Origin of the sequence: Nocardioides epinepheli (assembly GCF_037936805.1) — a bacterium.
In the GTDB taxonomy this organism is placed as follows: Bacteria; Actinomycetota; Actinomycetes; order Propionibacteriales; family Nocardioidaceae; genus Nocardioides.
Genome location: NZ_JBBMMC010000006.1, coordinates 157,586 through 182,947, shown reverse-complemented (window position 1 = coordinate 182,947; position 25,362 = coordinate 157,586). Strand labels below are relative to the sequence as shown.

Annotated in this window: 26 protein-coding genes; 2 read left to right on the top strand and 24 right to left on the bottom strand. The window is 71.3% G+C overall.

Annotation, left to right across the window (positions count from 1 at the left end; genetic code table 11):
• Positions 1-2: 2 nt before the first annotated feature.
• The 12 genes from WMR31_RS10335 to hisD form a co-directional block, all read right to left on the bottom strand.
• On the bottom strand, positions 3-203 hold the full coding sequence (locus WMR31_RS10335) for an HGxxPAAW family protein (protein WP_340538728.1): 201 nt from the start codon (positions 201-203) through the stop codon (positions 3-5).
• Positions 204-255: 52 nt separating this feature from the next.
• Complete coding sequence (locus WMR31_RS10330) at positions 256-885, bottom strand: Trp biosynthesis-associated membrane protein (RefSeq protein ID WP_340538727.1); 630 nt, start codon at positions 883-885, stop codon at positions 256-258.
• Positions 878-1,243 carry a phosphoribosyl-AMP cyclohydrolase gene (gene hisI, locus WMR31_RS10325; RefSeq protein ID WP_340538726.1) on the bottom strand — a complete coding sequence of 122 codons (366 nt, stop codon included), beginning with the start codon at positions 1,241-1,243 and terminating at the stop codon, positions 878-880. Before hisI ends, WMR31_RS10330 begins: the two co-directional genes overlap by 8 nt.
• An 81-nt stretch (positions 1,244-1,324) precedes the next feature.
• On the bottom strand, positions 1,325-3,154 hold the full coding sequence (locus WMR31_RS10320; protein WP_340538725.1) for an ABC transporter ATP-binding protein: 1,830 nt from the start codon (positions 3,152-3,154) through the stop codon (positions 1,325-1,327).
• Positions 3,151-4,947 (bottom strand): ABC transporter ATP-binding protein, encoded by a 1,797-nt coding sequence (locus tag WMR31_RS10315; RefSeq protein ID WP_340538724.1) that lies wholly within the window; start codon positions 4,945-4,947, stop codon positions 3,151-3,153. Before WMR31_RS10315 ends, WMR31_RS10320 begins: the two co-directional genes overlap by 4 nt.
• Before the next feature lie 62 nt (positions 4,948-5,009).
• Positions 5,010-5,567: a Uma2 family endonuclease gene (locus tag WMR31_RS10310; protein ID WP_340538723.1), complete on the bottom strand. Its 558-nt coding sequence runs from the start codon at positions 5,565-5,567 to the stop codon at positions 5,010-5,012.
• A 234-nt stretch (positions 5,568-5,801) separates the two neighbouring features.
• Positions 5,802-6,575 (bottom strand): imidazole glycerol phosphate synthase subunit HisF, encoded by a 774-nt coding sequence (hisF, locus tag WMR31_RS10305; protein ID WP_340538722.1) that lies wholly within the window; start codon positions 6,573-6,575, stop codon positions 5,802-5,804.
• Positions 6,572-7,303, bottom strand: coding sequence for a bifunctional 1-(5-phosphoribosyl)-5-((5-phosphoribosylamino)methylideneamino)imidazole-4-carboxamide isomerase/phosphoribosylanthranilate isomerase PriA (priA, locus tag WMR31_RS10300; protein WP_340538721.1), 732 nt, complete (start codon positions 7,301-7,303; stop codon positions 6,572-6,574). Before priA ends, hisF begins: the two co-directional genes overlap by 4 nt.
• 31 nt (positions 7,304-7,334) lie before the next feature.
• Entirely contained in the window at positions 7,335-7,970 is a 636-nt protein-coding gene (hisH, locus tag WMR31_RS10295) for an imidazole glycerol phosphate synthase subunit HisH (RefSeq protein ID WP_340538720.1), read from the bottom strand.
• A 19-nt stretch (positions 7,971-7,989) separates the two neighbouring features.
• Positions 7,990-8,616, bottom strand: coding sequence for an imidazoleglycerol-phosphate dehydratase HisB (gene hisB / locus WMR31_RS10290; RefSeq protein WP_340538719.1), 627 nt, complete (start codon positions 8,614-8,616; stop codon positions 7,990-7,992).
• Positions 8,613-9,707 carry a histidinol-phosphate transaminase gene (locus WMR31_RS10285; protein ID WP_340538718.1) on the bottom strand — a complete coding sequence of 365 codons (1,095 nt, stop codon included), beginning with the start codon at positions 9,705-9,707 and terminating at the stop codon, positions 8,613-8,615. The genes hisB and WMR31_RS10285 overlap by 4 nt, the downstream gene beginning before the upstream one ends.
• Positions 9,704-11,002, bottom strand: coding sequence for a histidinol dehydrogenase (gene hisD, locus WMR31_RS10280; protein ID WP_340538717.1), 1,299 nt, complete (start codon positions 11,000-11,002; stop codon positions 9,704-9,706). Before hisD ends, WMR31_RS10285 begins: the two co-directional genes overlap by 4 nt.
• A gap of 82 nt (positions 11,003-11,084) precedes the next feature.
• Here hisD and WMR31_RS10275 point away from each other — a divergent pair, with 82 nt between their 5' ends.
• Positions 11,085-11,750, top strand: coding sequence for an LON peptidase substrate-binding domain-containing protein (locus WMR31_RS10275; RefSeq protein ID WP_340538716.1), 666 nt, complete (start codon positions 11,085-11,087; stop codon positions 11,748-11,750).
• A gap of 17 nt (positions 11,751-11,767) precedes the next feature.
• Positions 11,768-12,256, top strand: a complete 489-nt coding sequence (ybaK, locus tag WMR31_RS10270) for a Cys-tRNA(Pro) deacylase (protein ID WP_340538715.1) — start codon at positions 11,768-11,770, stop codon at positions 12,254-12,256.
• 20 nt (positions 12,257-12,276) lie between these two features.
• On the opposite strand, the gene WMR31_RS10265 is transcribed toward ybaK, so the two are convergent.
• The 12 genes from WMR31_RS10265 to pgeF form a co-directional block, all read right to left on the bottom strand.
• Positions 12,277-14,256 (bottom strand): DUF3352 domain-containing protein, encoded by a 1,980-nt coding sequence (locus tag WMR31_RS10265; protein ID WP_340538714.1) that lies wholly within the window; start codon positions 14,254-14,256, stop codon positions 12,277-12,279.
• A gap of 66 nt (positions 14,257-14,322) precedes the next feature.
• The gene (locus WMR31_RS10260; RefSeq protein ID WP_340538713.1) at positions 14,323-15,051 is read right to left on the bottom strand and encodes a hypothetical protein; all 729 of its coding nucleotides are present in this window, start codon (positions 15,049-15,051) and stop codon (positions 14,323-14,325) included.
• Entirely contained in the window at positions 15,048-18,614 is a 3,567-nt protein-coding gene (gene dnaE / locus WMR31_RS10255) for a DNA polymerase III subunit alpha (protein ID WP_340538712.1), read from the bottom strand. The genes WMR31_RS10260 and dnaE overlap by 4 nt, the downstream gene beginning before the upstream one ends.
• Positions 18,615-18,821: 207 nt before the next feature.
• Complete coding sequence (locus tag WMR31_RS10250; protein WP_340538711.1) at positions 18,822-19,313, bottom strand: GNAT family N-acetyltransferase; 492 nt, start codon at positions 19,311-19,313, stop codon at positions 18,822-18,824.
• Positions 19,300-20,229 (bottom strand): RluA family pseudouridine synthase, encoded by a 930-nt coding sequence (locus tag WMR31_RS10245; RefSeq protein WP_340538710.1) that lies wholly within the window; start codon positions 20,227-20,229, stop codon positions 19,300-19,302. The genes WMR31_RS10250 and WMR31_RS10245 overlap by 14 nt, the downstream gene beginning before the upstream one ends.
• A complete protein-coding gene (gene lspA, locus WMR31_RS10240; protein WP_340538709.1) occupies positions 20,222-20,866 on the bottom strand; it encodes a signal peptidase II in 645 nt (214 codons plus the stop codon). The genes WMR31_RS10245 and lspA overlap by 8 nt, the downstream gene beginning before the upstream one ends.
• Entirely contained in the window at positions 20,839-21,861 is a 1,023-nt protein-coding gene (locus WMR31_RS10235) for a TraR/DksA family transcriptional regulator (RefSeq protein ID WP_340538708.1), read from the bottom strand. Before WMR31_RS10235 ends, lspA begins: the two co-directional genes overlap by 28 nt.
• A 180-nt stretch (positions 21,862-22,041) precedes the next feature.
• Positions 22,042-22,848 carry a DivIVA domain-containing protein gene (locus tag WMR31_RS10230; protein WP_340538707.1) on the bottom strand — a complete coding sequence of 269 codons (807 nt, stop codon included), beginning with the start codon at positions 22,846-22,848 and terminating at the stop codon, positions 22,042-22,044.
• 187 nt (positions 22,849-23,035) lie between these two features.
• Positions 23,036-23,326 (bottom strand): YggT family protein, encoded by a 291-nt coding sequence (locus tag WMR31_RS10225; RefSeq protein ID WP_340538706.1) that lies wholly within the window; start codon positions 23,324-23,326, stop codon positions 23,036-23,038.
• Positions 23,327-23,333: 7 nt separating this feature from the next.
• The gene (locus WMR31_RS10220) at positions 23,334-23,879 is read right to left on the bottom strand and encodes a cell division protein SepF (RefSeq protein ID WP_340538705.1); all 546 of its coding nucleotides are present in this window, start codon (positions 23,877-23,879) and stop codon (positions 23,334-23,336) included.
• A gap of 57 nt (positions 23,880-23,936) precedes the next feature.
• Positions 23,937-24,641, bottom strand: a complete 705-nt coding sequence (locus tag WMR31_RS10215; protein ID WP_340538704.1) for a YggS family pyridoxal phosphate-dependent enzyme — start codon at positions 24,639-24,641, stop codon at positions 23,937-23,939.
• Positions 24,638-25,354, bottom strand: coding sequence for a peptidoglycan editing factor PgeF (pgeF, locus tag WMR31_RS10210; protein WP_340538822.1), 717 nt, complete (start codon positions 25,352-25,354; stop codon positions 24,638-24,640). Before pgeF ends, WMR31_RS10215 begins: the two co-directional genes overlap by 4 nt.
• Between the last annotated feature and the right edge of the window lie 8 nt (positions 25,355-25,362).

Below are 25,362 nucleotides of genomic sequence, written 5' to 3'. Positions count from 1 at the left end.
GATCAGTGACTCGAGCCGTTGAGGCCTGCCTTGGCCATCGCGATGAAGAGGATGCCGGCGACGACGTTCAGCCCGACGCCGACCCAGAAGATCGTGTAGCTGATCGGGTCGAGCATCAGACCAGCCGCGCCGACGATGAAGCCGACCAACGCCACCACGACCGCCGTCCATGCGGCGGGGGTGTTGCCGTGGTTGTCAGACATGCGGGCTCCTCTTGGTACGGGGCTGATACGGGGTGCTGCCGGTGACCCGATCCTAGTGGTCGGAGCCCTCGGTCGGGTCGCGACCCTCGTCCATCGCCTTCCAGAGGTCCAGGTTGTTGGGCTCGAGGTCGCTCCCGGCGCCGCGGGCGGGATCGGCGGCGGCGCGCGCCGCGTCGGCGGCGTCGGCCGGCGAGTCGTAGCGACGTCCCATCTCCGGCCAGGACCGCACATCGCGCACGGCGCGGGCCGAGGTCACGACCGCGACCAGGCCGGCGGCGACACCGCAGTACGCCCAGACCGAGGGACTCACCCCGACGCTGAGCGGCTTCACGGCGTCGGTGACGTCGCCGGGGTGGGTGACCAGCGCGGCCACCGAGAACCCCAGCACGGCGAGCGCGGCGACCAGCGCCAGCCACGCGATCGCCACGCGGAAGCGTCCGCGCGTGACCAGCAGGACTCCCCACGCGGCGAGGAGCACCAGCGCGGTCGCGGTGACCGGCGGCGCGGTCAGGTCGACCTGTCCGGCGCGCAGATAGGCGGCGTCCCCGGTGCCGTTGTCGTCGATGGCGACCCAGTCCCGGTTCCCGATCACCGCCGCCGCACCGGCCGCGGCCAGTCCGGCGAGCACGATGACGGCGAAGCGGGAGCGCTTGGCCGGACTCCTCTGTTCGGGGTCAGTCATCGGAGACCTCGCGCAGGAGGTCGGCGTCGAAGCAGGTGCGCTCGCCGGTGTGGCAGGCGGCACCGACCTGGTCGACGCGGACCAGCAGGGTGTCGCCGTCGCAGTCCAGGCGCACCTCCTTGACATGCTGGTAGTGCCCCGAGGTGTCGCCCTTGACCCAGTACTCCTGGCGCGAGCGACTCCAGTACGTCGCCAACCCGGAGGTGAGCGTGCGGTGCAGCGCCTCGTCGTCCATCCAGCCCAGCATGAGCACCTCGCCGGTGTCGTGCTGCTGAGCGATCGCGGCCACCAGCCCGCGCCCGGAGGCATCGGGCGTGCGCTTGAGCCGGGCGGCGACGGCGGGATCCAGCGAAGTCACTCCTCCAGTATCCCGGTCCCCCAGCAACGCCGAGTCGGCAGTTCTGCTTAGCCAAGACGCCGACTCGGCGAGCATGGACGGCTAGCGACCCTGTTGGGCCACCCAGCTGGCGTGCAGCCCGGCGTAGACACTGCCGTCCTGCGACACCAGCTCGGCGTGCGGGCCGCGCTGCACGATCCGCCCGCGGTCGACGACGATCACCTCGTCGGCGCGCTCCGCGGTCGACATGCGGTGGGCGATCGTGACGCTGGTGCGTCCGTCCATCAGTCGCTCCAGGGCGCGGTTGATCCGCATCTCCAGGCGCGGGTCGACCGCGCTGGTGGCCTCGTCGAGCACGAGGAGGTCGGGATCGGCGAGATGGGCCCGCAGCAGCGCGATCAGCTGGCGCTCCCCGGCCGACATCGACTCCCCCCGCTGCCCGACGCGGGTGTCGAGGCCCTCGGCGAGGCCGGCGAGCCAGTCGCCGAGGCCGAGCTCGTCGGCGCTGGCTCGGATCTCGTCCTCGGTCGCGTCCAGCTTCCCGTAGCGGACGTTCGCGGCGATCGTGTCGTCGAACAAGAAGCCCTCCTGCGGAACCAGCACCACGCTGGAGCGCAGCGATGCGGCACCGATGCCGCGCAGGTCGATCCCGTCGAGCCGCACCGTGCCGGCGCCCGGGTCCATCAACCGGGTGAGCAGCTTGGCGATCGTCGACTTGCCCGACCCGGTCTCGCCCACGACGGCGATGCGGCGTCCGGCGTCGATGTCGAGGCTCACCTCGCGCAGCACCGGCGGGCCGCCGGGGTAGGCGAAGGAGACGTCGTCGAAGCGCACGTCGATGGGGCCGCGCGGCAGCACGTGCCCCGCGGCGCCGGGGTCGACCAGGTCGGCGGGGGTGTCGAGGATGCCGATCACCCGGCGCCATCCGGCGATCGCGTTCTGGGCGTCGGTGAGGATCTGGGTGCCCATCTGCACGGGGCCGACGAAAAGCGTGACCAGGAAGGCGAAGGCCAGCACCTCGCCGGAGGTGATGTCTCCGGCGAACCCGAGCCAGACCCCGACGATGATGACCCCGGCGTTCGCGAGGCCGGCGGAGAGGCCGCCCAGGGAGAACGACACCGCGGTGAAGCCCTGGGCGCGGGTGCTCGCCCGCTGGTGGATCGCCACGGCCTCGTCGATCCGCGCCTGGGTGCGGGCCTCGACCGCGTAGGACTTCACCACCGCGGCGCCGACGACCGGTTCGGAGATCGCCGAGAGCATCGCGCCGACCTGCCGACGGACCAGGCTGTAGGCCTGGGAGAGCTTGCGCTGGAAGTAGCGCAGGGACAAGAACAGTGGCGCGAAGCACAGCCAGACGACCAGGGCCAGCTGCCAGGAGTAGACCACCATCACCACGGTCGCGATCAGCACCTGACCGACGCTGATGATGAAGAGCAGTCCGCCGAAGACGAGGAACTGGCTGACCTGATCGACGTCGCTGGTGACCCGGGAGACCAAGGCTCCGCGACGCTCGGTGTTCTGGGTGAGCAGGGGCAGGTCGTGCACGTGCCGGAACGCCTTGATCCGCAGCGTGGCCAGGCCGCGCTCGGCGACCCCGAACAGCCGCGCGGTCATCGCGTACGACGCCAGGCCGGTGACCACCACGGCCACGACGGCCGCCAGGCCGACGAGCACGGTGAACGACACGTCGGGGCCGCCGGGCGCACCGAGGCCGCGGTCGAGGGTCTGCTGCACCGCGATCGGGACGACGACCTGCCCGATCGAGGCGATGACCGCCAACGCCAGCGTGCCGGCGAAGCCCTCCTTGAGCTCCGGGGAGTGCCGCAGCCCACGCCGGATCGTCTCGATCGCGCCGAGTTCCTCGCCGGTGGTGACCGTCGTCCCGCTCGTCGAGGCGGTCGAGGTCTTGGTGTCCCCGAGGGTGTTGCTCATTGGGGCACCTCCTCGTAGGCGTTGACCAGGCGCGCGTACTCGGGTGAGGTGTCCAGAAGGTCGCGGTGGGTCCCGCGGTCGGCGATCCGGCCGTCACGCAGGTGCAGGACCTCGTCGGCCAGCCCGATCGTGGCCTTGCGGTAGGCGACCACGACCAGGGTCGGGTCGCCGGCGGCGTCCCCGGAACGCAGACCGGCGAGGATGCGCGCCTCGACCTCGGGGTCGACCGCGGAGGTGGCGTCGTCGAGGATCAGCAGTCGCGGACGGCGGACCAGCGCGCGGGCCAGTGAGAGCCGCTGCCGCTGGCCACCGGAGAGCGAGGCACCGCGCTCGCCGAGGCGCGTGTCGAGACCGTCGGGCAGGGCAGCGACGAAGCCGTCGGCCTGAGCGACGCGCAGGGCCTCCCACACGACGTCGTCGGTGACCTCGGCGCCGAGGGTCACGTTGCCGCGCACGGTGTCGTCGAAGAGGAACGGCGTCTGCGGCACGATCGCGACGACGTCCGCGAGCGCCCCGTGGGCCAGGTCGCGCACGTCCACGCCGTCGACGCGGACGGCGCCGTCGTCGGGGTCGACCAGCCGGGTGAGCAGCGTCGTCAGGGTGCTCTTGCCGGACGCCGTGGCGCCGACCAGCGCCACGGTGCGCCCGGGCTCGACCACGAAGCTGAGGTCACGTAGGACCGGAGCGGCACCGGGGTAGGCGAAGTCGAGTCCGTCGACCTCGAGCCGGGCTCCCCCGCTGCCCGAGTCCGGCGCGACGGCGTCGCCGAACTCCATCTCCCCGGTGCTGCGCAGCACCGCGTCGACGCGCCGGTAGCCCACCACGCTGCGCGGGAACTCGCCGAGCAGCCAGCCGATCGAGCGGATGGGGAAGGAGACGATCGTGAGCAGGTAGGCGATGGTGACGACGTCGCCGGGCGCGGTGGCGCCGGTGCCGACGCGGTGGACACCGACGGCGAGCACGAGCAGCACGCCGAGGTTGGGCAGGGCGGCCAGGATCGGGTCGAACGCGGCCCTGATCCGGCCGACCCGGATGTTGGCCTCGCGCAGCTCGCGTGCCTTGCGGGCGAAGCGGTCGGTCTCCTCCTGCTCGCGTCCCAGGGTCTTGACCACCATCGCGCCGTCGAAGGACTCGTGCGCGATCTCGCTGACCTCGGCCCGCAGCTCCTGGGCCCGCGTGGCCCAGGCCTGCGACTTGTTCTGGTACACGATGTTGGTGACGATCACGGCCGGGAAGACCAGCAGCCCGACGGCCGCGAGCACCGCGTCGGCGAGCACCATCTGGATCACCGCGATCACCATCATCGCCACCGTGCCCACCGCCATCGGCAGCGGCGCGATCGGCCCCCAGGCGGCCTCGACGTCGGCGTTGGCGTTGGAGAGCAGCTGACCGGTCGGGTGGCGCTGGTGCCATTGCATCGGCAATGCCAGGTAGCGCCGGGTGACGTCGCGGCGGTAGCGCGCCTGCATGCGGTACTGCATGATCCCGGCGCCGAGCCGGCGCGCGACGATCCCGACCGCGCGCAGGATCGCGACGCCGACGAACAGGGCGAGCACCGCCCACAGCAGCCGGGCGTCGATCTCGCCGTCGCGGAACGCCGGCAGCACGACGTGGTCGGTCGACCAGCCCAGGACCCAGGCGTCGGCGACGGTGAGGGCACCGAAGAGCACGCTGCCGAGTGTGGAGAGCGCGAAGATCCACGGCTCGCGGCGGATCGCGACCCCCAGCACGGCGAAACCGGCCCGGGTAGCGCTCTGCGCCGGGCGTGCGGCGTCGGCGCCTGCGTCGCTCACGGTTCTCCTGTCGTCGGCTCCGGGCGAACCCCGGGAGCGTGCAGGCTATTCCGCCGACGGAGCTACGGCGCCAGCAGCCGCCAGAGGTCGACCTCGACGACGCTCGCCGCGGCCACCTGGGCCCGTCCGGTGAGCACGTCGGCGTCGAGGTCGAGGACGACGTCCCAGCCGGTGCCGTTGTTGCCCAGAACGGTCAGCCGGGTGCTGTCGGGGTCGGCCACCCAGTACTGCGCGATCCCGGCCTCGCAGTACTCGGCGGTCTTGCGCAGGGTGTCCTCGACCCGGGTGCTCGGCGCGACCACCTCCCCCACCAGAACCGGCACGTCGGGCGCCCAGGCGGCGTCGAAGGGATGCTCGGTGGCCACGACGTCGGGGATCCGGATCCGCTGGGCGCCGGTCCACACGCCGCACCCGCCGACCACGAAGAGCTCGGGCGCTCCGCGCTCGATCAGTCCGGCGAGCCGGTGGGCCACCCGCTGGTGACGCGCGGTGGGCGGCGGGGTCATCACGACGTGGCCGTCGACGTACTCCGAACGCGCCACCTCCGGCAGCGAGCGGTACTCCTCGAAGCCCAACGCCACCCGCTCCGGACGACGTGGCCGCTCAGGCACGGTCGACATGCGCTTCCCCCTCGCCGGCCGGTCGAGGCGCGACGTCATCGGACATGCTGCCAGCCCCGTGCTCCCGCAGGCGAGCACCCACGCCGCGCGCCCCAGCGGGGATAGTTTGAGGCGTTATCAACCTCTGGAGCCCTCCCGAAGGTTGATAACGCCTCAAACTATCCCCGGCAGCGCCCCACCAGCCTCACCAGCCCCACCAGCCCGGCCCCGTCAACAGGCCCGGCACATTGGGTCTCAGGTCCGCACCGGATGACCCTCGGCAGCCAGACCGGCCTTGACGTCGGCGATGCGCAGGGTGCCGAAGTGGAAGACGGTGGCGGCCAGGACGGCGTCGGCACCGGCGTCGACGGCGGGCGGGAAGTGCTCGACGGCGCCGGCCCCGCCGGAGGCGATGACCGGGATCGAGACCTCGGCGCGGACGCGACGGATGAGGTCGAGGTCGAAGCCGTCCTGGGTGCCGTCGGCGTCCATGGCGTTGAGCAGGATCTCCCCCGCGCCGAGCTCGGCGGCTCGGTGCGCCCACTCGATCGCGTCGAGGCCGGCGGACTTGCGGCCCCCGTGGGTGGTCACCTCGAAGCCGGACCCGGTACGGGCCTCGCCGGTCACCCGGCGGGCGTCGACGGAGAGCACCAGCACCTGGTTGCCGAAGCGGTCGGCGATCTCGGCGATCAGCTCGGGACGGTGGATGGCGGCGGTGTTGACCGCGATCTTGTCGGCGCCGGCGCGCAGCAGCCGGTCGACGTCGTCGACCGAGGAGATGCCGCCGCCGACGGTGAGCGGGATGAAGACCTCCTCGGCGGTGCGGGAGACGATGTCCATCGTGGTCGCGCGCCCCTCGTGGGAGGCGGAGATGTCGAGGAAGGTGAGCTCGTCGGCACCCTCGGCGTCGTAGGTGCGGGCGAGCTCCACCGGGTCGCCGGCGTCGCGCAGGTCGAGGAAGTTGATGCCCTTCACGACGCGTCCGGCGTCGACGTCGAGGCACGGGATCACCCGCACCGCGAGCGTCATGGCTGCTCGCCCCGGGTGAGGGCGAGGGCGTCCTCGAGGGTGAAGCGGCCCTCGTACAGCGCGGTCCCGGCGATCGCGCCCTCGACGCCCACCTCGACCAGGCCCATCAGGGCCGCGATGTCGTCGAGCGTCGTGACGCCGCCCGAGGCGATCACCGGACGGTCGGTGGCCGCACAGACGTCCTGCAGCAGCTGGAGGTTGGGGCCCTGCAGCATCCCGTCCTTGTTGACGTCGGTGACGACATAGCGCGCGCAGCCCTCGGCGTCGAGCCGGGCGAGCACCTCGTAGAGGTCGCCGCCCTCGCGGGTCCAGCCGCGGGCGGCGAGGGTGCGGCCGCGGACGTCGAGGCCGATCGCGATCCGGTCGCCGTGCTCGGCGATCACCCGGGCGCACCACTCGGGCTGCTCGAGCGCGGCGGTGCCGATGTTGACCCGGCGGCAGCCGGTGGCCAGTGCCGCCGCGAGCGACTCGTCGTCGCGGATCCCGCCGCTCATCTCGACGTCGATGTCGAGCGCGCCGACGATCTCGGCCTGGAGCTCGCGGTTGGTGCCGCGGCCGAACGCGGCGTCGAGGTCGACCAGGTGCAGCCACTCGGCGCCGGCGTCCTGCCAGCGCCGGGCCGCGGCGATCGGGTCGCCGTAGGTGCGCTCGGAGCCGGCGACGCCCTGGGCGAGCTGGACGGCCTTGCCCTCGGTGATGTCGACGGCGGGCAGCAGTTGGAGGGTCATCGGCTGTGCTTCTCCTCGGTGTGGGCTCGGCTCACAGCCCGGCGACCCAGTTGCGGAGCAACGCGGCGCCGGCGTCGCCGGACTTCTCGGGGTGGAACTGGGTGGCGCTGAGCGGGCCGTTCTCGACGGCGGCGACGAACCGGTCGCCGCCGTGCTCGGCCCACGTGACCAGCGGTTCGCGGGTGTGGCCGGTGGTGACCAGGTCCCACGAGCGGGCGGCGTAGGAGTGCACGAAGTAGAAGCGCTCGTCCTCGACCCCGGCGAACAGAGCACTGCTCTCGGGAACCTCGACGGTGTTCCAGCCCATGTGCGGCACGACGTCGGCCTCGAGTCGGGTGACGGTGCCCGGCCACTCGTCGCAGCCCTCGGTCCGCACGCCGTGCTCGACGCCGCCGCCGAAGAGGATCTGCATGCCGACGCAGATGCCGAGGACCGGGCGGCCGCCGGCCAGTCGGCGTCCGATGATCCGGTCGCCCTTGATCTCGCGGAGTCCGGCCATGCAGGAGGCGTAGGCGCCGACCCCGGGCACGAGCAGACCGTCGGCGTCCAACGCGGCGTCGAAGTCGCCGGTGAGCTCGACGTCGGCACCGGCCCGCTCCACGGCGCGCACCGCCGAGCGCAGGTTGCCCGAGCCGTAGTCGAGGACGACGACGGACGGTCGGCTCATGCACTGCCTCCGGGGTGGGTCACAACGCGCCCTTGGTGCTGGGGATCCCGGTCTCGCGGGGGTCGAGCGCGATCGCGTCGCGCAACGCGCGCGCGAACGCCTTGAACTGGGTCTCCACGATGTGGTGCGGCTCGCGGCCGGCGAGGACGCGCACGTGCAGCGCCAGGTGGCCGTGGAAGGCGAGGGTCTCGAAGACGTGCTGGGTCAGCGAGCCGAGGTAGGGCACGGTGCCCGGCACCCCGCCGCCGAGAGCGACGTACTGCTGGCCCTCCGGCTCCCCGGTGTGCACGCAGTAGGGGCGCCCGGACACGTCGACCACGGCCTGCACCAGCGCCTCGTCGAGCGGCACGGTGGCGTCACCGAAGCGGCGGATGCCGCGCTTGTCGCCGAGCGCCTCGCGTAGCGCCTGGCCGAGGGCGATCGCGGTGTCCTCGACGGTGTGGTGGGCGTCGATGTGGACGTCGCCCTCGGTCTGCACGGTGAGGTCGATCAGCGAGTGGCGGGCCAGCGCGGTGAGCATGTGGTCGTAGAAGCCGACGCCGGTGGAGATGTCGTGGCGGCCGCTGCCGTCGAGGTCGACCTCGACCAGCACCTTCGACTCGCTGGTCTGGCGCTCGACGCGTGCGGTCCTCGACGGGCTGTTCATGCTTGCTCCTTCATCGCCGCGACGAGGGCGTCGCGGAACTCGGTCATCTCCTCGGGCGTGCCGATCGAGACCCGCAGCCACCCGTCGGGGCCAGTCTCCCGGATCAGCACACCTCGGTCGAGCACGGCCTGCCAGACCGCGTGCCGGTCGGCGAAGGTGCCGAAGAGCACGAAGTTGGCATCGGAGTCGGCCACCTGCAGCCCCTGGGCGCGCAGCCATTCGACGGTGGCGTCGCGCTCGGCGCGCAGGGTGTCGACGTAGCCGAGCAGCTCCGGCGCGTGTCCGAGCGCGGCCAGCGCGGCGGCCTGGGTGACCGAGGAGAGGTGGTAGGGCAGCCGCACCACGCGGATGGCGTCGCAGATCGCGGGGTCGGCGGCCAGGTAGCCCAGCCGCAGTCCGGCAGCGGCGAACGCCTTGCTCATGGTGCGGGTGACGACGAGGTTGCGGTGCGCGGGCAGCAGCTCGAGGGCCGAGGTCGTGCCCTCTCGACGGAACTCGCCGTAGGCCTCGTCGACGACCACCAGACCGTCGTCGCCGACCAGCTCGCACAACGCCGTGATCGCGGCCGGCTCCAGGGCCGTGCCGGTGGGGTTGTTGGGCGAGGGCAGCAGCACCACGTGCGGCCGTTCGGCCTCGATCAGCGCCCGAGCGGCGTCGAGGTCGAGGCCGAAGTCGGCGTCGCGCCGTCCGGCGACCCAACGGGTGTGGGTGTCCCGGGCGTACTCCGGGTACATCGAGTACGTCGGCGCGAAGCTCACCGCGGTGCGTCCGGGCCCACCGAAGGCCTGGAGTAGCTGGAGCATGATCTCGTTGGAGCCGTTGGCCGCCCACACCTGCTCGACGCCGATGCCGTGCGGGGTGTCGCGGGAGAGGTAGTCGGCCAGGGCGGTGCGCAGCGCGACGTGCTCGCGGTCCGGGTAGCGGTTGAGGCCGGCCGCGGCCTCGCGGACGGCGGCGGCGACGTCGTCGGCGCACGCCTCGGAGGGCCCGTAGGGGTTCTCGTTGGTGTTCAGACACACCGGGACGTCCAGCTGCGGAGCCCCGTAGGGCTCGATGCCGCGCAGCTCGTCCCGCAGCGGCGGGAAGGTCATCGGTCGAACCGCACCCTGACCGCGGCGCCGTGGCCGGGGAGGTCCTCGGCCTCGGCGAGCGTGACGACGTGGTCGGCGACCTCGGCCAGCGCGTCGCGGCTGTAGTCGACGACGTGCATCGACTTCAAGAACGCCCGCACCGACAGGCCCGAGGAGTGGCAGGCGCATCCGCCGGTGGGAAGCACGTGGTTGGAGCCGGCGCAGTAGTCGCCCAGGCTCACCGGCGCGTGCGGCCCGACGAAGATCGCCCCGGCGTTGCGGACGCGGGCGGCCCAGGCCGCGGCGTCGGCGGTCTGGATCTCCAGGTGCTCGGCGGCGTAGGCGTCGACGACGGCGAGGCCCTGCTCGAGGTCGTCGACGAGGACGATGCCCGACTGTGCGCCGCCCAGCGAGGTGCGGATCCGCTCGGCGTGCTTGGTGGCGGCCACCTGGGTCTCGAGCTCGGCCTCGACCGCGGCGGCGAGAGCCTCGGAGGGGGTCACCAGGACCGCGGCGGCCAGGGGGTCGTGCTCGGCCTGGCTGATCAGGTCGGCGGCGACGTGGGCGGCATCCGCGGTGTCGTCGGCGAGGATCGCGATCTCGGTGGGCCCGGCCTCGGAGTCGATGCCGATGACGCCCTTGAGGAGTCGCTTGGCGGTGACGACGTAGATGTTGCCCGGTCCGGTGACCAAGTCGACGCGCTCGCACGGGCCGACGCCGTAGGCGAACATCGCGATCGCCTGCGCCCCGCCGACGGCGTAGACCTCCTCGACGCCCAGCAGCGCGCAGGCAGCCAGGATGCTGGGGTGCGGCAGGCCGCCGTGGTCGCGCTGCGGCGGACTGGCCAGCGCCAGTGAGCCGACGCCGGCGACCTGCGCGGGGACGACGTTCATCAAGACGCTGGAGACCAGCGGCGCGAGGCCGCCGGGGACGTAGAGACCGACCCGGCCGACCGGCACCTTGCGGTGGGTGACCGTGGCGCCCGGGCCGAGCTCGGTGACGGCGTCGTGCTCGAGCTCGGCGGCGCAGGTGGCCCGCAGCCGGCGGATCGACTCCTCGAGTCCGGCCCGGATGTCGGGGTCGAGCCCCTCCAACGCCGCGGTGAGCGCGGCGGCGGGCACCCGGATGTCGTCGCCGGCAGTGCCGCCGTCGAAGCGCTCGTTGAACTCCAGCACCGCCTCGACGCCGCGGGTGCGCACCGCCTCGCAGATCTCATGGACCGCCGGGATCGCCGCCTCGATGTCGAAGTCGGCTCGGGGCACCACGGCGCGGTAGTCCGGCACGCTGGTGCCGCGCAGGTCGATGCGGCGGATCATGGCACCGATTCTAGGTCCGCGACGCGCCGGCCTCCGACCGGGCGACGCAGCATGGACGCCGCACTGGGCTAGGTTCGGGGTCGTGAGCGAGCAGTTGCCGATGTTCCCGTTGAACACGGTGCTCTATCCCGGCCTGAGCGTCCCGCTGCACATCTTCGAGGACCGCTACCGCGCCCTGGTCCACCATCTGCTCCGGATCGAGGACCCCACGCTGCGCATCTTCGGCTCCGTCGCGATCCGCGAGGGCTACGAGATCGGCGACCACGGCGCCCAGTCGTTGTTCCGGGTCGGCTGCAAGGTGCTGCTCACCGACGTCGAGAGCCACGCCGACGGCACCTTCGACGCCGTCGCGGTCGGGCTCGAGCGAATCCAGCTCGATCGCCTCGACACCGGCGGGCCCTTCCCGATCGGGCACGTCGAGGAGCTCTTGGAGCCCGAGTCCGAGGTGAGCGACGACGTGCTGGAGCAGGCCCGCGCCACGTTCACCGCCTACCGGCAGGCGCTCGCGCAGATCCGGGCCGACCCGTACGAGGGCTCGCTCCCCCGCGATGCCTCCTACCTGTCGTGGACCCTCGCCGCCTGTGCGCCCCTGCCGCTCCCGCAGCGGCAGTCCCTTCTCGAGGCCGACGACGCCGGCGAGCGCCTCATCCTGGTCACCGACCTGCTCCGCTCCGAGCTGCGCGCGATGAACGTGATCCCCTCCCTCCCGGCCACCGAGGTGGCCAGGACCCGCTGGTCTCCCAACTGAGCGCGAAGGAGGCCACGATGGCCAAGAAGAGCGGGGGCGGCACTCCGGCGACGGTGGCGCTGACCCGCGCGGGCGTCGACTTCGTGCTGCGCGAGTACCACCACGACCCGCGGGCGGAGTCGTTCGGTCTCGAGGCCGCCGAGGCTCTCGGCGTCGATCCGGAACGGGTCTTCAAGACTCTGCTGGCCGAGGTCGACGGCGCCCTCGTGGTCGGGATCGTCCCGGTGACGGGGCAGCTGGACCTCAAGGCCCTGGCGAAGGCTGTCGGCGGTCGCCGCGCGAGCATGGCCGACCCGGCCGTCGCCGAGCGGGCCACCGGATACGTCGTCGGCGGGATCTCCCCGATCGGGCAGAAGCGCCGCCACCCGACCCTCCTGGATGCCTCCGCGCTGGACCACGAGACCGTGCTGGTCTCCGGCGGACGCCGCGGCCTGGACCTGGAGATAGCTCCGGCCGACCTCGTCGCGGTCACCGGGGCGACCACGGCCGAGATCGGCCGGAGCTGAGTCCTACGCGGACCGACCGGTCAGTCGGTCGTGACCTTGAGGAGCGAGTGGACGATCCCGTCGTCGACCCATCCGGTCATCCCGACCGCGGACAGCGGGTCCAGGTTGGCCTTGGCCTCGGGGTCCTCCTCGGCCAGGCTCTGGAGCCAGTCGGCGTTGAAGTTCACGAAGAACACGCCGTTGGCGTCACCGGAGTCCTCGATGACCGACTGATAGGCGTCGGTGTCGCCGAGCTTGCCGCCATCGAGCAGCTGCTCGGCGTACTCGGGCGAGAAGCTGACGACGACGTAGTCGCCGTCGACCTTGTAGTTGACCTGGTCCTTGGCGTCGGCGGGCAGGTCGGCGTCGGCGAGCAGGCGGTCGATGATCTCGGTGATCTTGTCGGGGTCGCCCTTGATCTTCACGCCGATCGGGAGGCTGCCGGTGTCGGTGCCGTCCATGCCCTCGATGCTGGCCGGGTCGAAGTCCCCGCCGAGCGCCACCGCGAGCGACTCGCCGGTGAGCGTCTCGAGGTCCTCGGGCAGGCTGAGGCCGGACTCGTCCTCCAGCTGCTGGAGCGCCTGGTCGAAGTCGGCCCCGGCGCCACTGTTCTTCTTCACGAAGTCGAGGAGCTGCTGGGCCCAGCCGGACTCGAATCCGACTCCGAGCGCGATCGCGGTGTCGTCGGGAAGGGTCGAGACGACGTCGTCGCCGTGGTCGTTGTCGTAGAGCTTCTCCAGGCCGAGGTAGTCGACGCTGGACACGCTCTCGACCTCCACGCCGCCGTCGTCGAAGCGGACGGTGAGGGCCGCGCCGTCGAAGTCCTTGAGAAGGTCCGCCAGGGCGTCGGTGCTCGGGGTGGAGGACGGGAGGGCGTCGCAGGGGTCCTCGGAGTAGTCCGGGAGGCCCGAGGACTCCGGGGAGTCAGGAGTCGGGTACGGCGACGTCGGGGCCGGGCTCGTGAGCGGGTCGGCGGGCTCTACCGGCGTGGCCGAGCCTTCGAGGCCGCACGCCAGGTCCGAGCCCAACGAGCCGGCATCCTCGGCGGCCAAGGCCAGCAGCGGTCCGGCCTCGGGAGCGGCGTAGGCGGTCAGGATGCCTGGGTCGCCGGCCGCCTCGGTCCACTTCTGGTAGTCGTCGTCGTCGGAGAGCGGGTTCTCCTTGGCGGCGTCGGTCACCTGCTTGGCGATGTCGTCGGTCTCGGCGAGGACGACCCAGTCGCCCTGGACGGACCAGCCGAACGCGTCGGCGGACTCGCCCTCGTCGACGAGAGCAGCCTGGTCGGCGTTGGTGGTGCCGGAGTCACTGTCGGGAGTGCTGTCGTACTCGTCGTCGGGGGTGGCGCTGCTCGACCCGCCGACGACCAGGCACTCGCGCAGCTTCTTCAGGCCCTCCTCGGCCTTGTCGGCGTCGTCGAGCTGGACGACACCCACCCCGACCACGCCCTCGGTGGCGTCGCCGCCGTCGAGGTCGACGCCGGCGAAGCCGAAGCGGTCACCGAGCCAGGGGTCGATGTCGTCCTCGAAGCTGATGTCGGGGCAGACGCCCTCGCTGTCCTGCAGCATGTTGAAGAACTTCTCGCGCAGGTCGTCGTCGCTGTTGAGGTTGACGTTGTCGTTGAACGCGGGGAACTTCTTCAGCGTCTTGAGCGCCTCGATCTTCTGCTTGCCGCTCGGGTCGAGGTCGACGCTGACGTAGCCCACGGTGCTGTCGGGAAGGGCCTCGGCAGGCTGGGGGCCGGTCGCGAAGTAGGCCGACCACGCGAAGTACCCGCCGGCGCCGACCGCTGCCAGGCCCACGACGGCGCCGCCGCCGATGAGCCACTTCTTGCGTCCGCTGCCACCGGCGCCTCCACCGGCACCTCCGCGAGCCGGGAGCGCGGGTCCACCCGAACCACTGTCGAGGAACTCCGGGGCAGGGACGGTCGGCGGTCCCGCCGGCGGACCGGAGGGCGGGCCGACCGGGGGCTCGGCGGGGTTCGGGGCTCCGGGAGGCGGCCCGTTGGGTGGGAGGTTGCTCATGGCGGCTACCTGCTTTCAGGCATCGGGGTCACGCGCCGGGTCACGGCGCGCTGCACAGCAATGGTGTTACGACGGGGGTGTACCCGAAGCGGTTCCCTCCGAACCGTCGGGGTGACCTGAGTCACTCGCGACGGCTGCGTCACCGCCGGCAGCTCCCGCGGCGGCGTGGCGCGGGGCCCGCCCGGGACGCGCCGGCCGACCGTAGGGCGTCGGGACGATGAGGAAGTACAAGAACGCCAGCGCCGCCAGGGCGGTCACCGACCAGGCGACGAACGGGCTGAGCTCGGTGATGGCGAGGTCTCCGACCAGCATCGTGCCGTTCTTGGCGGAGGCCGCCGCCACGTCGGGGTCGCTCGGACCGAGCGCGAGCCCGACCCGGTAGCACACGACCGCGGCGAGCACTCCCCCGACCAGCACGGCAGCAAGGGTGGCCAGCTCGGAACGGCGGCACAGCAGCGCAGCGGCGACGCCGAGCAGCAGCCCACCGACCAGCCCGATCACCACGAAGGTGCCGATGACGCCGAAGCCGTGACCGAGGCTGGCGTAGTCGGAGACGAGGAAGTCGCCCCGGATGCGGTAGCCCAGACGCCACTTGCCGTCGTTGACCACGCCTTCGGGTGGGGTGACCCAACGCTCCCAGATCCAGCCGCCGATCGCCCCGGCCACCGCGAAGGCGACCACCACGGCCACCGCCTCGGCCAGGACGCCGCGCCACGAGCCGGAGGAGGGTGCCGGCTCGGCGGTCGGTTCGGCGCCTGGCGCGGGAGACGGGTGCGCCGGAAGCTCGGTGGTCACGCTGTCAGACAACCTGGTCCGAGCAACTGCTTCAAGTCCGCGAACAGCGCCGGGGTCGGGGTGACCCGCAACCGGTCGTCGAGACGCATCACCTTCGTCGAGGAGCGCGACAGCAGCCGTAGCCGGACCTCGGTCATGCCCGGATGGGTGCCGAGGACGTCGCGCAGCTGCTCGATCACCGGCGCCGTGCAGCGGGTCGAGGGCAGGCTGATGGTGACCGGGCCGCTGGGTCCCTCGGTCAGGTCGGGGACCGAGACCTCCTGGCCGTGGATCTCGGGCTGGTCCTTGCTCCGTGAGAGCCGGCCCTTGACGGTGATGATGGCGTCCTCGATCAGGTGGGGACTGGCCAGCTGGTAGGCGCTGGGGAACAGCAGGACGTCGATGGCGCCGTCGAGGTCCTCCAGGGTGATCATCGCCCAGGCGTCGCCGCGCTTGGTGATCTTGCGCTGCACCGAGGTGATCAGACCGCTGATGGTGAGCGTGGAGCCGTCGGCGCGCTCCTCGTCGAGCATCAGCTGACCGATGGTGCAGTCGGTACCGGCCGAGAGCACGTGCTCGAGACCGAGCAGTGGGTGGTCGGAGACGTAGAGACCGAGCATGTCGCGCTCGTGACCCAGCAGGGTCATCTTGTCCCACTCGTCGAGGTCGGGGAGCTCGACGCTGACGCCGAAGCCACCGGAGCCGCCGTCGTCGTCGAGGCCGGCGAACAGCGAGTCCTGGCCGATCGCCTCGTTTCGCTTGATGTCGACGTACTGGTCGACGGCCACCTCGTGGACCGCGACCAGGGCACGGCGCCGGTGCTTCATGTCGTCGAAGGCGCCGGCCTTGATCAGCGACTCGATGACCCGCTTGTTGCAGACCTGGGCAGGCACCTTGGCCAGGAAGTCGTTGAAGTCCTCGAAGCGGCCTCGCTCGTCGCGAGCCGAGACGATGGCGTCGACGACGTTGGAGCCGACGTTGCGCACCGCGGTGAGCCCGAACCGGATGTCGCGGCCGACGGCGGTGAAGTTGTGGGCCGACTCGTTGACGTCGGGCGGGAGCACCTGGATCTTCATCCGGCGGCACTCGTTGAGGTAGATGGCCATCTTGTCCTTGTCGTCCTTGGCGGACGTGAGGAGCGCGGCCATGTACTCGGTCGGGTAGTTGGCCTTGAGATAGGCCGTCCAGTAGGTGATGACGCCGTAGGCGGCCGAGTGCGACTTGTTGAAGGCGTAGTCGGAGAAGGGGAGCAGGATCTCCCACAGCTTGTCGATCGCGGCCTGCGGGAAGCCGCGCTCGAGCATTCCGGACTGGAACCCGGCGTACTGCTTGTCGAGCTCCTCCTTCTTCTTCTTGCCCATCGCGCGACGCAGGTTGTCGGCCGCGCCCAGGGTGAAGCCGGCGAGCACCTGGGCGATCGCCATCACCTGCTCCTGATAGACGATCAGGCCGTAGGTCTCCCCCAGCACCGGCTCCAGCGCCTCGGCCAGCGCCGGGTGGATCGGCTCGATCTCCTCGCGCCCGTTCTTGCGGCGGGCGTACTTGTTGTGGGAGTCGGCGCCCATCGGGCCGGGACGGTAGAGCGCGCTGACGGCGGTGATGTCGGCGAACTGGTCGGGCTGCATCGACCGCAGCAGCGCCCGCATCCCGCCACCGTCGAGCTGGAAGACGCCGAGGGTGTCGCCGCGGCTCATCAGCTCATAGGTGGCCCGGTCGTCGAAGGGCAGCTCCTCGAGCTCGACGGTCTTGTCGAGGTTGGCGGTGATGTTCGCCAGGGCGTCCTCGAGGATCCGCAGGTTGGACAGCCCGAGGAAGTCCATCTTGACCAGGCCGAGCGACTCGCACATGGGGTAGTCGAACTGGGTGATGACCGCGCCGTCCTGGGGGCGGGCCATGATCGGCACGATGTCGATCAGCGGCTCGCTGGACATGATGACGCCGGCCGCGTGCACGCCCCAGTTGCGGATCTGGCCCTCGAGGCCGGTGGCGGTCTGGTAGATCGTGCGGACGTCGACGTCGGCCTCGTAGAGCGCGCGGAACTCGCCACCGTCGTGGTAGCGCTTGTGCTCGGGGTTGAAGATCTCCTTCAGCGGCACGCCCTTGCCCATGACGTCGGGGGGCATCGCCTTGGTGATGCGGTCGCCGATGGCGAAGCCGTGGTCGAGCACCCGTGCGGCGTCCTTGATGGCGGCCTTGGACTTCAGCCGTCCGAAGGTGGCGATCTGGGCGACCCGTTCGGCGCCGTACTTCTCGCTGACGTAGGCGATGACCTCGCCGCGGCGGGCGTCGTCGAAGTCGATGTCGAAGTCGGGCATCGAGGGGCGCTCGGGGTTGAGGAAGCGCTCGAAGAAGAGGCCGTGCTCGAGGGGGCACAGGTCGGTGATCCGCAGCGCGTAGGCGGCGATCGATCCGGCACCGGAGCCACGGCCGGGGCCGACGCGGATGCCGTGGTCCTTGGCCCAGTTGATGAAGTCGGCGACCACGAGGTAGTAGCCGCAGTAGCCCTTCTGCGAGACGATCGCCAGCTCCATCTCGACCCGGTCTCGCACCTGCTGGGTGAGCCGGTCGCCGGGGTAGCGGGCCTCGATGCCGCGCCACACCTCGGCGCGGAACCACGACTCCTCGGTCTCCCCGGCCGGGATGTCGGCCCGCGCCATGTAGCCGCCGGTGGACTCGGTGAACTCCACCTCGCAGCGCTCGGCGATGGCCAGGGTGTTGTCGCAGGCCTCCGGCATGCCGAAGCGGTCGGCCCACAGCTCGCGCATCTCGGCGGCGGACTTGATGTAGTAGCCGCCGCCGTCGAACTTGAGCCGGTTGGTGTCGGCCAGCCGCTTGCCGGAGGCCACGCAGATCAGCGCGTCGTGGGCGTCGGCGTCCTCGGGGTTGTTGTAGTGGGAGTCGTTGGTGGCCAGCGGCGGGATGGAGAGCTCGCGTCCGAGGCGGAGCAGATCGTCGCGGACCCGCTTCTCGATGTCGATGCCGTGGTCCATCAGCTCGAGGTAGACGTTCTCGCGACCGAAGATGTCCTGCAGCTCGCCGGCCTCGCGGACCGCCTCGTCCCACTGCCCGAGCCGCAGCCGGGTCTGGATCGCGCCGCTGGGACAGCCAGTGCTGACGATGAGCCCCTCGCTGTGCTCGGCGAGGATCTCCTTGTCCATCCGGGGCTTGTAGAAGTAGCCCTCCAGGCTCGAGCGCGAAGAGAGCCGGAACAGGTTGTGCATGCCGGCGGTGCTCTCTGCCCACATGGTCATGTGGGTGTAGGCGCCGCCGCCGGCGACGTCGTTGCCGCCCTCCTCGGCCAGGTCGCCCTTGCCCCACCGCACGCGGCGGCGCTCGCCGCGAGGCGTGCCGGGCGTGACATAGGCCTCGATCCCGATGATCGGCTTGACGCCGTACTTGCGGGCCTTGGAGTAGAAGTCGTAGGCGCCGTGCAGGTTGCCGTGATCGGTCATCGCGATCGAGGTCATGCCGAGCTTGTCGACCCGTTGGAACAACCCGTCGAGCAGCGAGGCGCCGTCGAGCATGGAGTACTCGGTGTGGACGTGCAGGTGGACGAAGGAGTCCTGGCTGGAGCCGGCGGACATCTGGCGGAGCGCTCCTCAGGAGGTCGTGGACTTCGCCACCGCACCCTCGGCCGGAGCCATTGCGCGGTGGTAGGGGGCAGGCCAACGGAGGAAGGTCGTCGATCCTGAGGGAAGGAGATCAGCCTACGCGAGCCGTCGACCCGATCCTGGCACCCACCGCCGACAACGCCCCCGAATCGGTCCCCGGTCGGTCGCAAGTCGGTCGGATCAGCGCGCGCGGGCCGGCTCCCAGGACATCCGCAGGTCGGGCTCGCCCTCCTCGTTCTCGCCGCCGTCGGTGTGCTCGCGCTCGACGAGGCCGCGCCCCCGGTAGAAGGCACGGGCGGGATGGTTGGTCTCGAAGACCCACAGCGAGAATCCGTCTGGGCGGCGGGACTTGGCGAGGTCGAGGAGCATCGAGCCGATCCCCTGCCCGGCGTGGGCCGGGGCGACGTAGAGGTCGTCGAGCCAGGTCGAGGTCATCCGCAGGTAGCCGACGGGCTCCCCCTCCACCTCGCCGTCCACCGCGGCGACCCACACCTCGTCGGTAGAGGCCAGACGCGCTGCGAGCCAGGCGCGGACGTCGTCGGGCGGGTGGATGCTCGCCGGCATCGGCGCGGCCGACCGGGCGGCCAGGTGGATCCTCGCCAGGGCGGCGGCGTCCTCGACGTTCCCCGGGCGCAGGAGCACCTCGGGGACCTCGTCGTCAGTGGGACTCACGAACCGCCTCGAGCGAGCGCGCCAGGTCCTCGGGATAGGGCGAGGTGTACTCGACGTAGGCGCCGGTGTCGGGGTGCTCGAAGCCGAGTCGGACGGCGTGCAGCCACTGTCGCTGGACGCCGAAGCGCTTGGCAAGGGTCGGGTCGGCGCCGTAGGTGAGGTCGCCGACACAGGGATGCTTCAGCGCCGACATGTGGACCCGGATCTGGTGGGTGCGCCCGGTCTCGAGGTGCACCTCGAGCAGGCTGGCGAAGCGATGCGCCTCGAGGGTGGAGTAGTGCGTGACGCTGGGTCGGCCGCCGTCGAGGACCGCGAACCGATGGTCGGCGCCCGGATGACGGGCGATCGGGGCGTCGATGGTGCCCTCGAGAGGATCGGGATGACCCTGCACGAGGGCGTGGTAGGTCTTGTCGACCGTGCGGTGCCGGAAGGCGTTCTTGAGCTTGGAGTAGGCGTGCTCGGACTTGCAGATCACCATCACGCCCGACGTGCCGACGTCGAGACGCTGCACGATGCCCTGCCGCTCGGAGGCACCGGACGTCGCGATCCGGAAGCCGGCCCCGGCCAGGTGCCCGACCACGGTCGGGCCCGACCACCCCGGGGAGGGGTGCACGGCCACGCCGACCGGCTTGTCGATGACGACGATCGAGTCGTCGTCGTGGATGATCCCGATGCCCTCGACGAGCTCGGGCCGCACCTCCAGTGGGTCGGTCTCGACCGGGATCGTCACCTCGAGCATCGAGCCGGGCAGCACCCGGTCGCTCTTGCTCGGCTCGGTGCCGTCGACCTGGACCAGGTTGCGGGCGATGAGGTCGGCGGCCCGCGTGCGGGACAGGCCGAACATCTGGGCCATCGCGGAGTCGACGCGCTCGCCGCCGAGGCTCTCGGGCACCGGAAGGCTGCGGAAGTCAGTCATGGGTGTCCTCCCCCTCCTCGGCCGGTGCCGTCGGGCGCTCGGCATCGGTGTTCTCGGACTCGGCGAGGTCGACGTCGTCGTCGGCCGGCTCACCACCCCGGTCCTCGCGGGTGCCGTCCAGGCGCACGCCACGGATCGCCTGGATGATGATCAGGGCTGCGGCGATGTTGATGCAGATGTCGGCGACGTTGAAGACCGGCCAGTTCGGCAGCTTGAGGAAGTCGATGACGTGCCCGTGGAAGGGCGAGGGGTCTCGCAGCATGCGGTCGGTGAGGTTGCCGGTGATGCCGGCGAACAGGAACCCCAGCGCGACCGCCCACAGGGTCGTGCCGACCCGCCGGGCGAACCAGAGCACCACGCAGGTCGCGATGATCGCCACGACGCTGATCACCGGCGTCAGGTTCGTGCCGGTGCTGAACGCCGCGCCGGGGTTGCGCACGAGCGTCAACTGAAGCAGGTCGCCGACGACCTCGACATCGGGACGCCCGTCGAGCCGCTCGACCGCCACGATCTTGGTGACGACGTCGACGACGTAGGCCGTGAGCGCGACGGCGAGGAAGGTCAGTCGGAACCGGCGACCGGTGCGGGGTGCCTCGGTGGCGTCCGGGTCTACCGGCGTTCCTCGCGCTGCTTGCATGTCATGCAGAGTGTCGCACGGGGGAACGCCATCAGCCGATTCTTACCGATCGGGTTGCCGCAGGACTCGCACACGCCATAGGTGCCGTCGTCGATGCGCGCCAGGGCCCGGTCGATCTGAGCGACCTTGTCGCGCTCGTTGCTGACGACGGTGAGCTCATGGTCGCGCTCGAAGCTGGAGGCACCGAGATCGGCCTGGTCCTGGCCGGCGCCGTCGCCGGCGTCGCGCATGAGACCGGCGAGCTCCTCCTCCATCTCCTCCACGATGCGCGCGCTGTTGGCGCGCTGCTCGTGGAGCTCGTCGAGGACCTCGGTCAGCTCGGCCTGGGTCCACGCCGACTCCCCCGCCTGGACCACCAGCGCACTGGCGGGCGCCTTCTTGGCCGGCGCCTTCTTGGCGGGCGTAGCCTTCTTGACCGCAGGGACCTTCTTGGCGGGCGTGGCCTTCTTCGCGGGAGTGGCCTTCTTGGCGGGCGTGGCCTCCTTGGCCGCAGTCGCCTTCTTCGCCACAGGGGCCTTCTTGGCTGCGGTGGCCTCCTTGGCCGGGGTCGCCTTCTTCGCGGTGGTCGCCTTCTTGGCCGGCGCCGCCTTCTTCGCGGTGGTCGCCTTCTTGGCCGGCGCCGCCTTCTTCGCGGCGGTCGCCTTCTTCGCCGGCCCCGCCTTCTTCACGTCGGTCGCCTTCTTGACCGGCGTGGCCTTCTTGGCGGGCGTGGCCTTCTTGGCCGGCGCCGCCTTCTTGTCCGGCGCAGCCTTCTTCACGGCGGTCGCCTTCTTGGCCGGCGCAGCCTTCTTCACGGCGGTCGCCTTCTTGGCCGGCGCAGCCTTCTTGGCCGGCGCAGCCTTCTTCGCGGTGGTCGCCTTCTTCGCGGGCGCCGCCTTCTTGGCGGGCGTCTTCGCTGCCGAGGTGCTCTTGGCCGCCGGCGTGGACTTCTTGGTCGTCCTGCTCACGGCCTTGCGCACTGCCTGCGCGACCTTGCGGGGCGTACTGCGAACCATCGCCGGCCTTCCTGCCGCCGTGGCCGCTGCGGGGTGCCACGGGCGGCACGAACGGTAGCGGGTGGCCTCGGGTGTCACAAACAGGCGCACGGAAGCCGTCAAAAAACGACTACGGCGGCCACCCCGAGGGGTGACCGCCGTGCGTCGGGTGCCGAAGCCTGGGCCGGGGAGCCGAGGAGGTCAGCCCTCCTCCTCCCCGAGGATGGAGCGCAGCCGCTTGGGGGCCGGAGAGTCGTCCTGGCCCTGCTGCGGCTGCTGCGGGACCTGCGACTCGTGACCGGCGAGGGCCTCGAGCTGCTGGGTGAAGTAGCTCTTCAGGCGCGAGCGGTACTCGCGCTCGAAGGAGCGCAGGTTGTCGACCTCGACGCTGAGCTTGTCGCGCTCCTTCTCCAGGTCGCCGAACAGCTGGGTGCGCCGCTCGGCCGTCTCGGAGTCGAGCATCTGGGCGCGGGTGCGTGCGTCGGTCTCGAGGCGGTCGGCCTTGCCCTTGGACTCGTTCTCGAGGCGCTCGGCCTTGGTGCGGGCCTCACCGATGATCTTGTCGGCGTCGTTCTTCGCCTCCTCGACCAGCTCGTCGGCGTTGCGGGTGGCGATCTCGAGCAGGCGCGCCGCGGCGTTGGAAGCCTCGGGCACGGTCTCGACGCGGATCGTCTCGACGCCGCCGGCGGCCGCCATGGCGGGCGCGGGCGCCTGCTGCGGGGCGGGAGCCGCGGCAGGCGGCGCGGGGGTCGGGGGCGGGGTGGGCGCCGGGGTGGGTGCGGGCGCCTTCTCGATGACGACCGCCTCCTCCACGGCGGTGACCTGAGCGGGCGGGGCGGACTGAGCGGCGGCCAGCTTGGCTCGCAGCTCGTCGTTCTCTCGGGTCAGCCGGGCGAGTTCTGCCTCCACCTCGTCGAGGAACTGGTCGACCTCGCCCATGTCGTAGCCCTCACGGAGCCGGACGGGAGTGAACCGCTTGTTACTCACGTCCTCAGGCGTCAACGGCATGGTTTCACTCACTTCTTCGTCGGTTGATGCTTGCGATGTCTGCACCCGCGAGGTGGCCCGCGAGATCCTGCGAAAATCCTTGGATCGTTCCTGTGCGAACGATGCTTCGGGTGGTGCTGGAGGTGTCAGCGTGATCTGACCAGAAGCACCTTAGCGCTTCCGACCGAGCAGGCGTTATCGGCGCCCATCACAACAGCGTACGCATCGCGACCTGGAGCAGGATGTAGGAGCCGATGAAGACGATGAGGAAGCTGAGGTCCAGAGCGAAGTTGCCGATCCGGAGCGGCGGGATCACCCGGCGCAGCGCCTTGATCGGCGGGTCGGTCAGGGAGTACACGCCTTCGAGGATCACCAGCAGGACTCCCCGTGGGGTCCAGGAGCGTGCGAAGACCTGGACCCAGTCGGTGATGAAGCGCACCCACATACAGGCGATGAAGACCAGCAGCAGCCCGACGACGATCTGGCCGAAGACGTTCAACGATGTCCTAGCTCTGGTTGAAGAAGCCGCCGCCCTCGGCGATCCGCTGCTTGTCCTCGGCGGCGACCGAGACGTTCGGCGGGGAGAGCAGGAACACCTTGTTGGTGATGCGCTCGATGGTGCCACGGGTCGCAAACACCAGGCCGGCCGCGAAGTCGACGAGCCGCTTGGCGTCGTTGTCGTCCATCTCGGTGAGGTTCATGATCACCGGCGTGCCGTCGCGGAAGTTCTCGCCGACGACCCGCGCCTCGTTGTAGGTGCGCGGGTGCAGGGTGGTGATCCGCGACAGCTCGGCCACGGCCGGTGCCGGCACTGCGGTCGGGCCGGTGCGGCGGCGCTCTGCCAGGTCGGCGACCGTGGCCGCCCGCTGCTCGCCCTGCTCGGGGCGAGAGGTCTTCTCGAGCCGGTCGGTGCGCTCTGCTCGCCGCTCGGGGCGCGTGGGCGCGACCTCGTCCGCGGTGACCTCGGTCTGGTAGTCGTCGTACTCGTCGTAGCGACCGGTGTCCTCGAGCAGGCCGAGGTACTCACCGATCCTGCGCATCGCACCGCTCATGACACTCCACTCATCTCAGACTCGTCCTGCATCGCTTGCTCGGGGGCAGTTCGGACATTACTTGACCGCAGGCCTCGAACCGAGGACCGCGGAGCCAACGCGCACGTGTGTCGCGCCATGGGCGATGGCGGCCTCGAGATCGCCGCTCATCCCGGCCGAGAGGACGCCGGCATCAGGATGCGCGGCCAGGAACGGCCGGCGGATCTGGGCCAGTCGCTCGAACGCCGCGCCGGGGTCCTCCCCCAGCGGGGCGACCGCCATCAGGCCTCGAAGCCGGAGGCCCTCGGCCTCCTCCACCCGCTCGGCGAGCGGTGCGAGCTCGGCCGGGTCGACACCGCTGCGACCGCCAGCGCCCGGTGGATCCAGGCTGACCTGGATCAGGACGTCGAGCGGGCCGCGGCCCCGGGCGGCCGCGCCGCGCTGGAGGCCGCTGAGGAGCTTGACCCGGTCGACGGACTCCACGACGTCGGCGTAGCCGGCGACGGCCGCCGCCTTGTTGCTCTGCAGTCCGCCGATGAAGTGCCAGCAGAGGTCGAGGTCGGCGCACTCGGCGGCCTTCGCCTCGGCCTCCTGGTGCCGGTTCTCGCCGACGTCGGTGACGCCGAGATCGGCCAGGATCCGCACGTCGGAGGACGGGAAGAACTTGGTGACGACGACCAGCCGGACCGAGTCCGCCTCGCGTCCGGCGTCGGCGCACGCAGTGGCGATCCGCTCACCGACCGCGGCGAGCCGGGCGGCGATCTCCTCGCTCCGCTGGCTCATCGCGGCACCCCTTGCTCACTTTGCTCACTGCCGTGGATCCGGATCAGCCCGGCCAGCCTGCCCGACCCGGCGCCGTCGCGCCGATAGGAGTACAGGTCGGCCGACTCGCGGGTGCAGCCGGACGCATCCACCTCTCCGATCAGCCGGACGCCGGCGGCGGCCAGCTGCGCGGCCACTCCGGCGCCGATGTCGAGCGCCGGCGTCCCCCAGGTCGTGGTGGCGCGGGTCGCGGGCACCACGGCCGCGACCTCCTCCTGGAGCTCCGCGGGGACCTCGTAGCACGCCCCGCACACGTGGGGCCCGATCCAGGCGACGAGGTCGCGCGCACCGAGGTCGCGCATCGCGCCGACGGTCTCGGTGACCACGCCGGAGGCCACTCCGGGGCGCCCGGCGTGCGCGGCGCCGATGACCCCGGCCCGCGGGTCGGCGAGCAGCACGGGGACGCAGTCGGCCGCGCGCACGAGAAGGACGACGTCGGCCCGGTCGGTGACGATGCCGTCGGCCTCGGCACGCGGCGAACCAGGCTCGGCGAGCACCACCCGGGACCCGTGCACCTGGCTCAGGTCGGCCAGGGGCACGCCGGGGGCGAAGTCGTCGAGCAGCAGGGCGAGGTTGCGGGCCGGTACCTCTCGCTCACCGTTCTCGAAGAAGGCGAGATTGAGGGAGTCGTACGGCGCGCCACTGACCCCGCCGTGCCGGTCGGTGAAGGCCAGCTCGACGG

Coding starts and splice junctions, on each gene's coding strand:
- WMR31_RS10310 (WP_340538723.1), bottom strand. CDS start 5,567: ATGTCGACCGTGCCTGAGCGGCCACGTCGTCCGGAGCGGGTGGCGTTG.
- WMR31_RS10245 (WP_340538710.1), bottom strand. CDS start 20,229: ATGACTGACTTCCGCAGCCTTCCGGTGCCCGAGAGCCTCGGCGGCGAG.
- lspA (WP_340538709.1), bottom strand. CDS start 20,866: ATGCAAGCAGCGCGAGGAACGCCGGTAGACCCGGACGCCACCGAGGCA.
- hisD (WP_340538717.1), bottom strand. CDS start 11,002: ATGATCCGCCGCATCGACCTGCGCGGCACCAGCGTGCCGGACTACCGC.
- WMR31_RS10330 (WP_340538727.1), bottom strand. CDS start 885: ATGACTGACCCCGAACAGAGGAGTCCGGCCAAGCGCTCCCGCTTCGCC.
- hisB (WP_340538719.1), bottom strand. CDS start 8,616: ATGAACAGCCCGTCGAGGACCGCACGCGTCGAGCGCCAGACCAGCGAG.
- WMR31_RS10320 (WP_340538725.1), bottom strand. CDS start 3,154: ATGAGCAACACCCTCGGGGACACCAAGACCTCGACCGCCTCGACGAGC.
- WMR31_RS10335 (WP_340538728.1), bottom strand. CDS start 203: ATGTCTGACAACCACGGCAACACCCCCGCCGCATGGACGGCGGTCGTG.
- ybaK (WP_340538715.1), top strand. CDS start 11,768: ATGGCCAAGAAGAGCGGGGGCGGCACTCCGGCGACGGTGGCGCTGACC.
- WMR31_RS10285 (WP_340538718.1), bottom strand. CDS start 9,707: ATGACCTTCCCGCCGCTGCGGGACGAGCTGCGCGGCATCGAGCCCTAC.
- hisF (WP_340538722.1), bottom strand. CDS start 6,575: ATGACGCTCGCGGTGCGGGTGATCCCGTGCCTCGACGTCGACGCCGGA.
- WMR31_RS10265 (WP_340538714.1), bottom strand. CDS start 14,256: ATGAGCAACCTCCCACCCAACGGGCCGCCTCCCGGAGCCCCGAACCCC.
- dnaE (WP_340538712.1), bottom strand. CDS start 18,614: ATGTCCGCCGGCTCCAGCCAGGACTCCTTCGTCCACCTGCACGTCCAC.
- WMR31_RS10230 (WP_340538707.1), bottom strand. CDS start 22,848: ATGCCGTTGACGCCTGAGGACGTGAGTAACAAGCGGTTCACTCCCGTC.
- priA (WP_340538721.1), bottom strand. CDS start 7,303: ATGACCCTCCAACTGCTGCCCGCCGTCGACATCACCGAGGGCAAGGCC.
- WMR31_RS10235 (WP_340538708.1), bottom strand. CDS start 21,861: ATGGTTCGCAGTACGCCCCGCAAGGTCGCGCAGGCAGTGCGCAAGGCC.
- hisH (WP_340538720.1), bottom strand. CDS start 7,970: ATGAGCCGACCGTCCGTCGTCGTCCTCGACTACGGCTCGGGCAACCTG.
- WMR31_RS10215 (WP_340538704.1), bottom strand. CDS start 24,641: ATGAGCCAGCGGAGCGAGGAGATCGCCGCCCGGCTCGCCGCGGTCGGT.
- WMR31_RS10220 (WP_340538705.1), bottom strand. CDS start 23,879: ATGAGCGGTGCGATGCGCAGGATCGGTGAGTACCTCGGCCTGCTCGAG.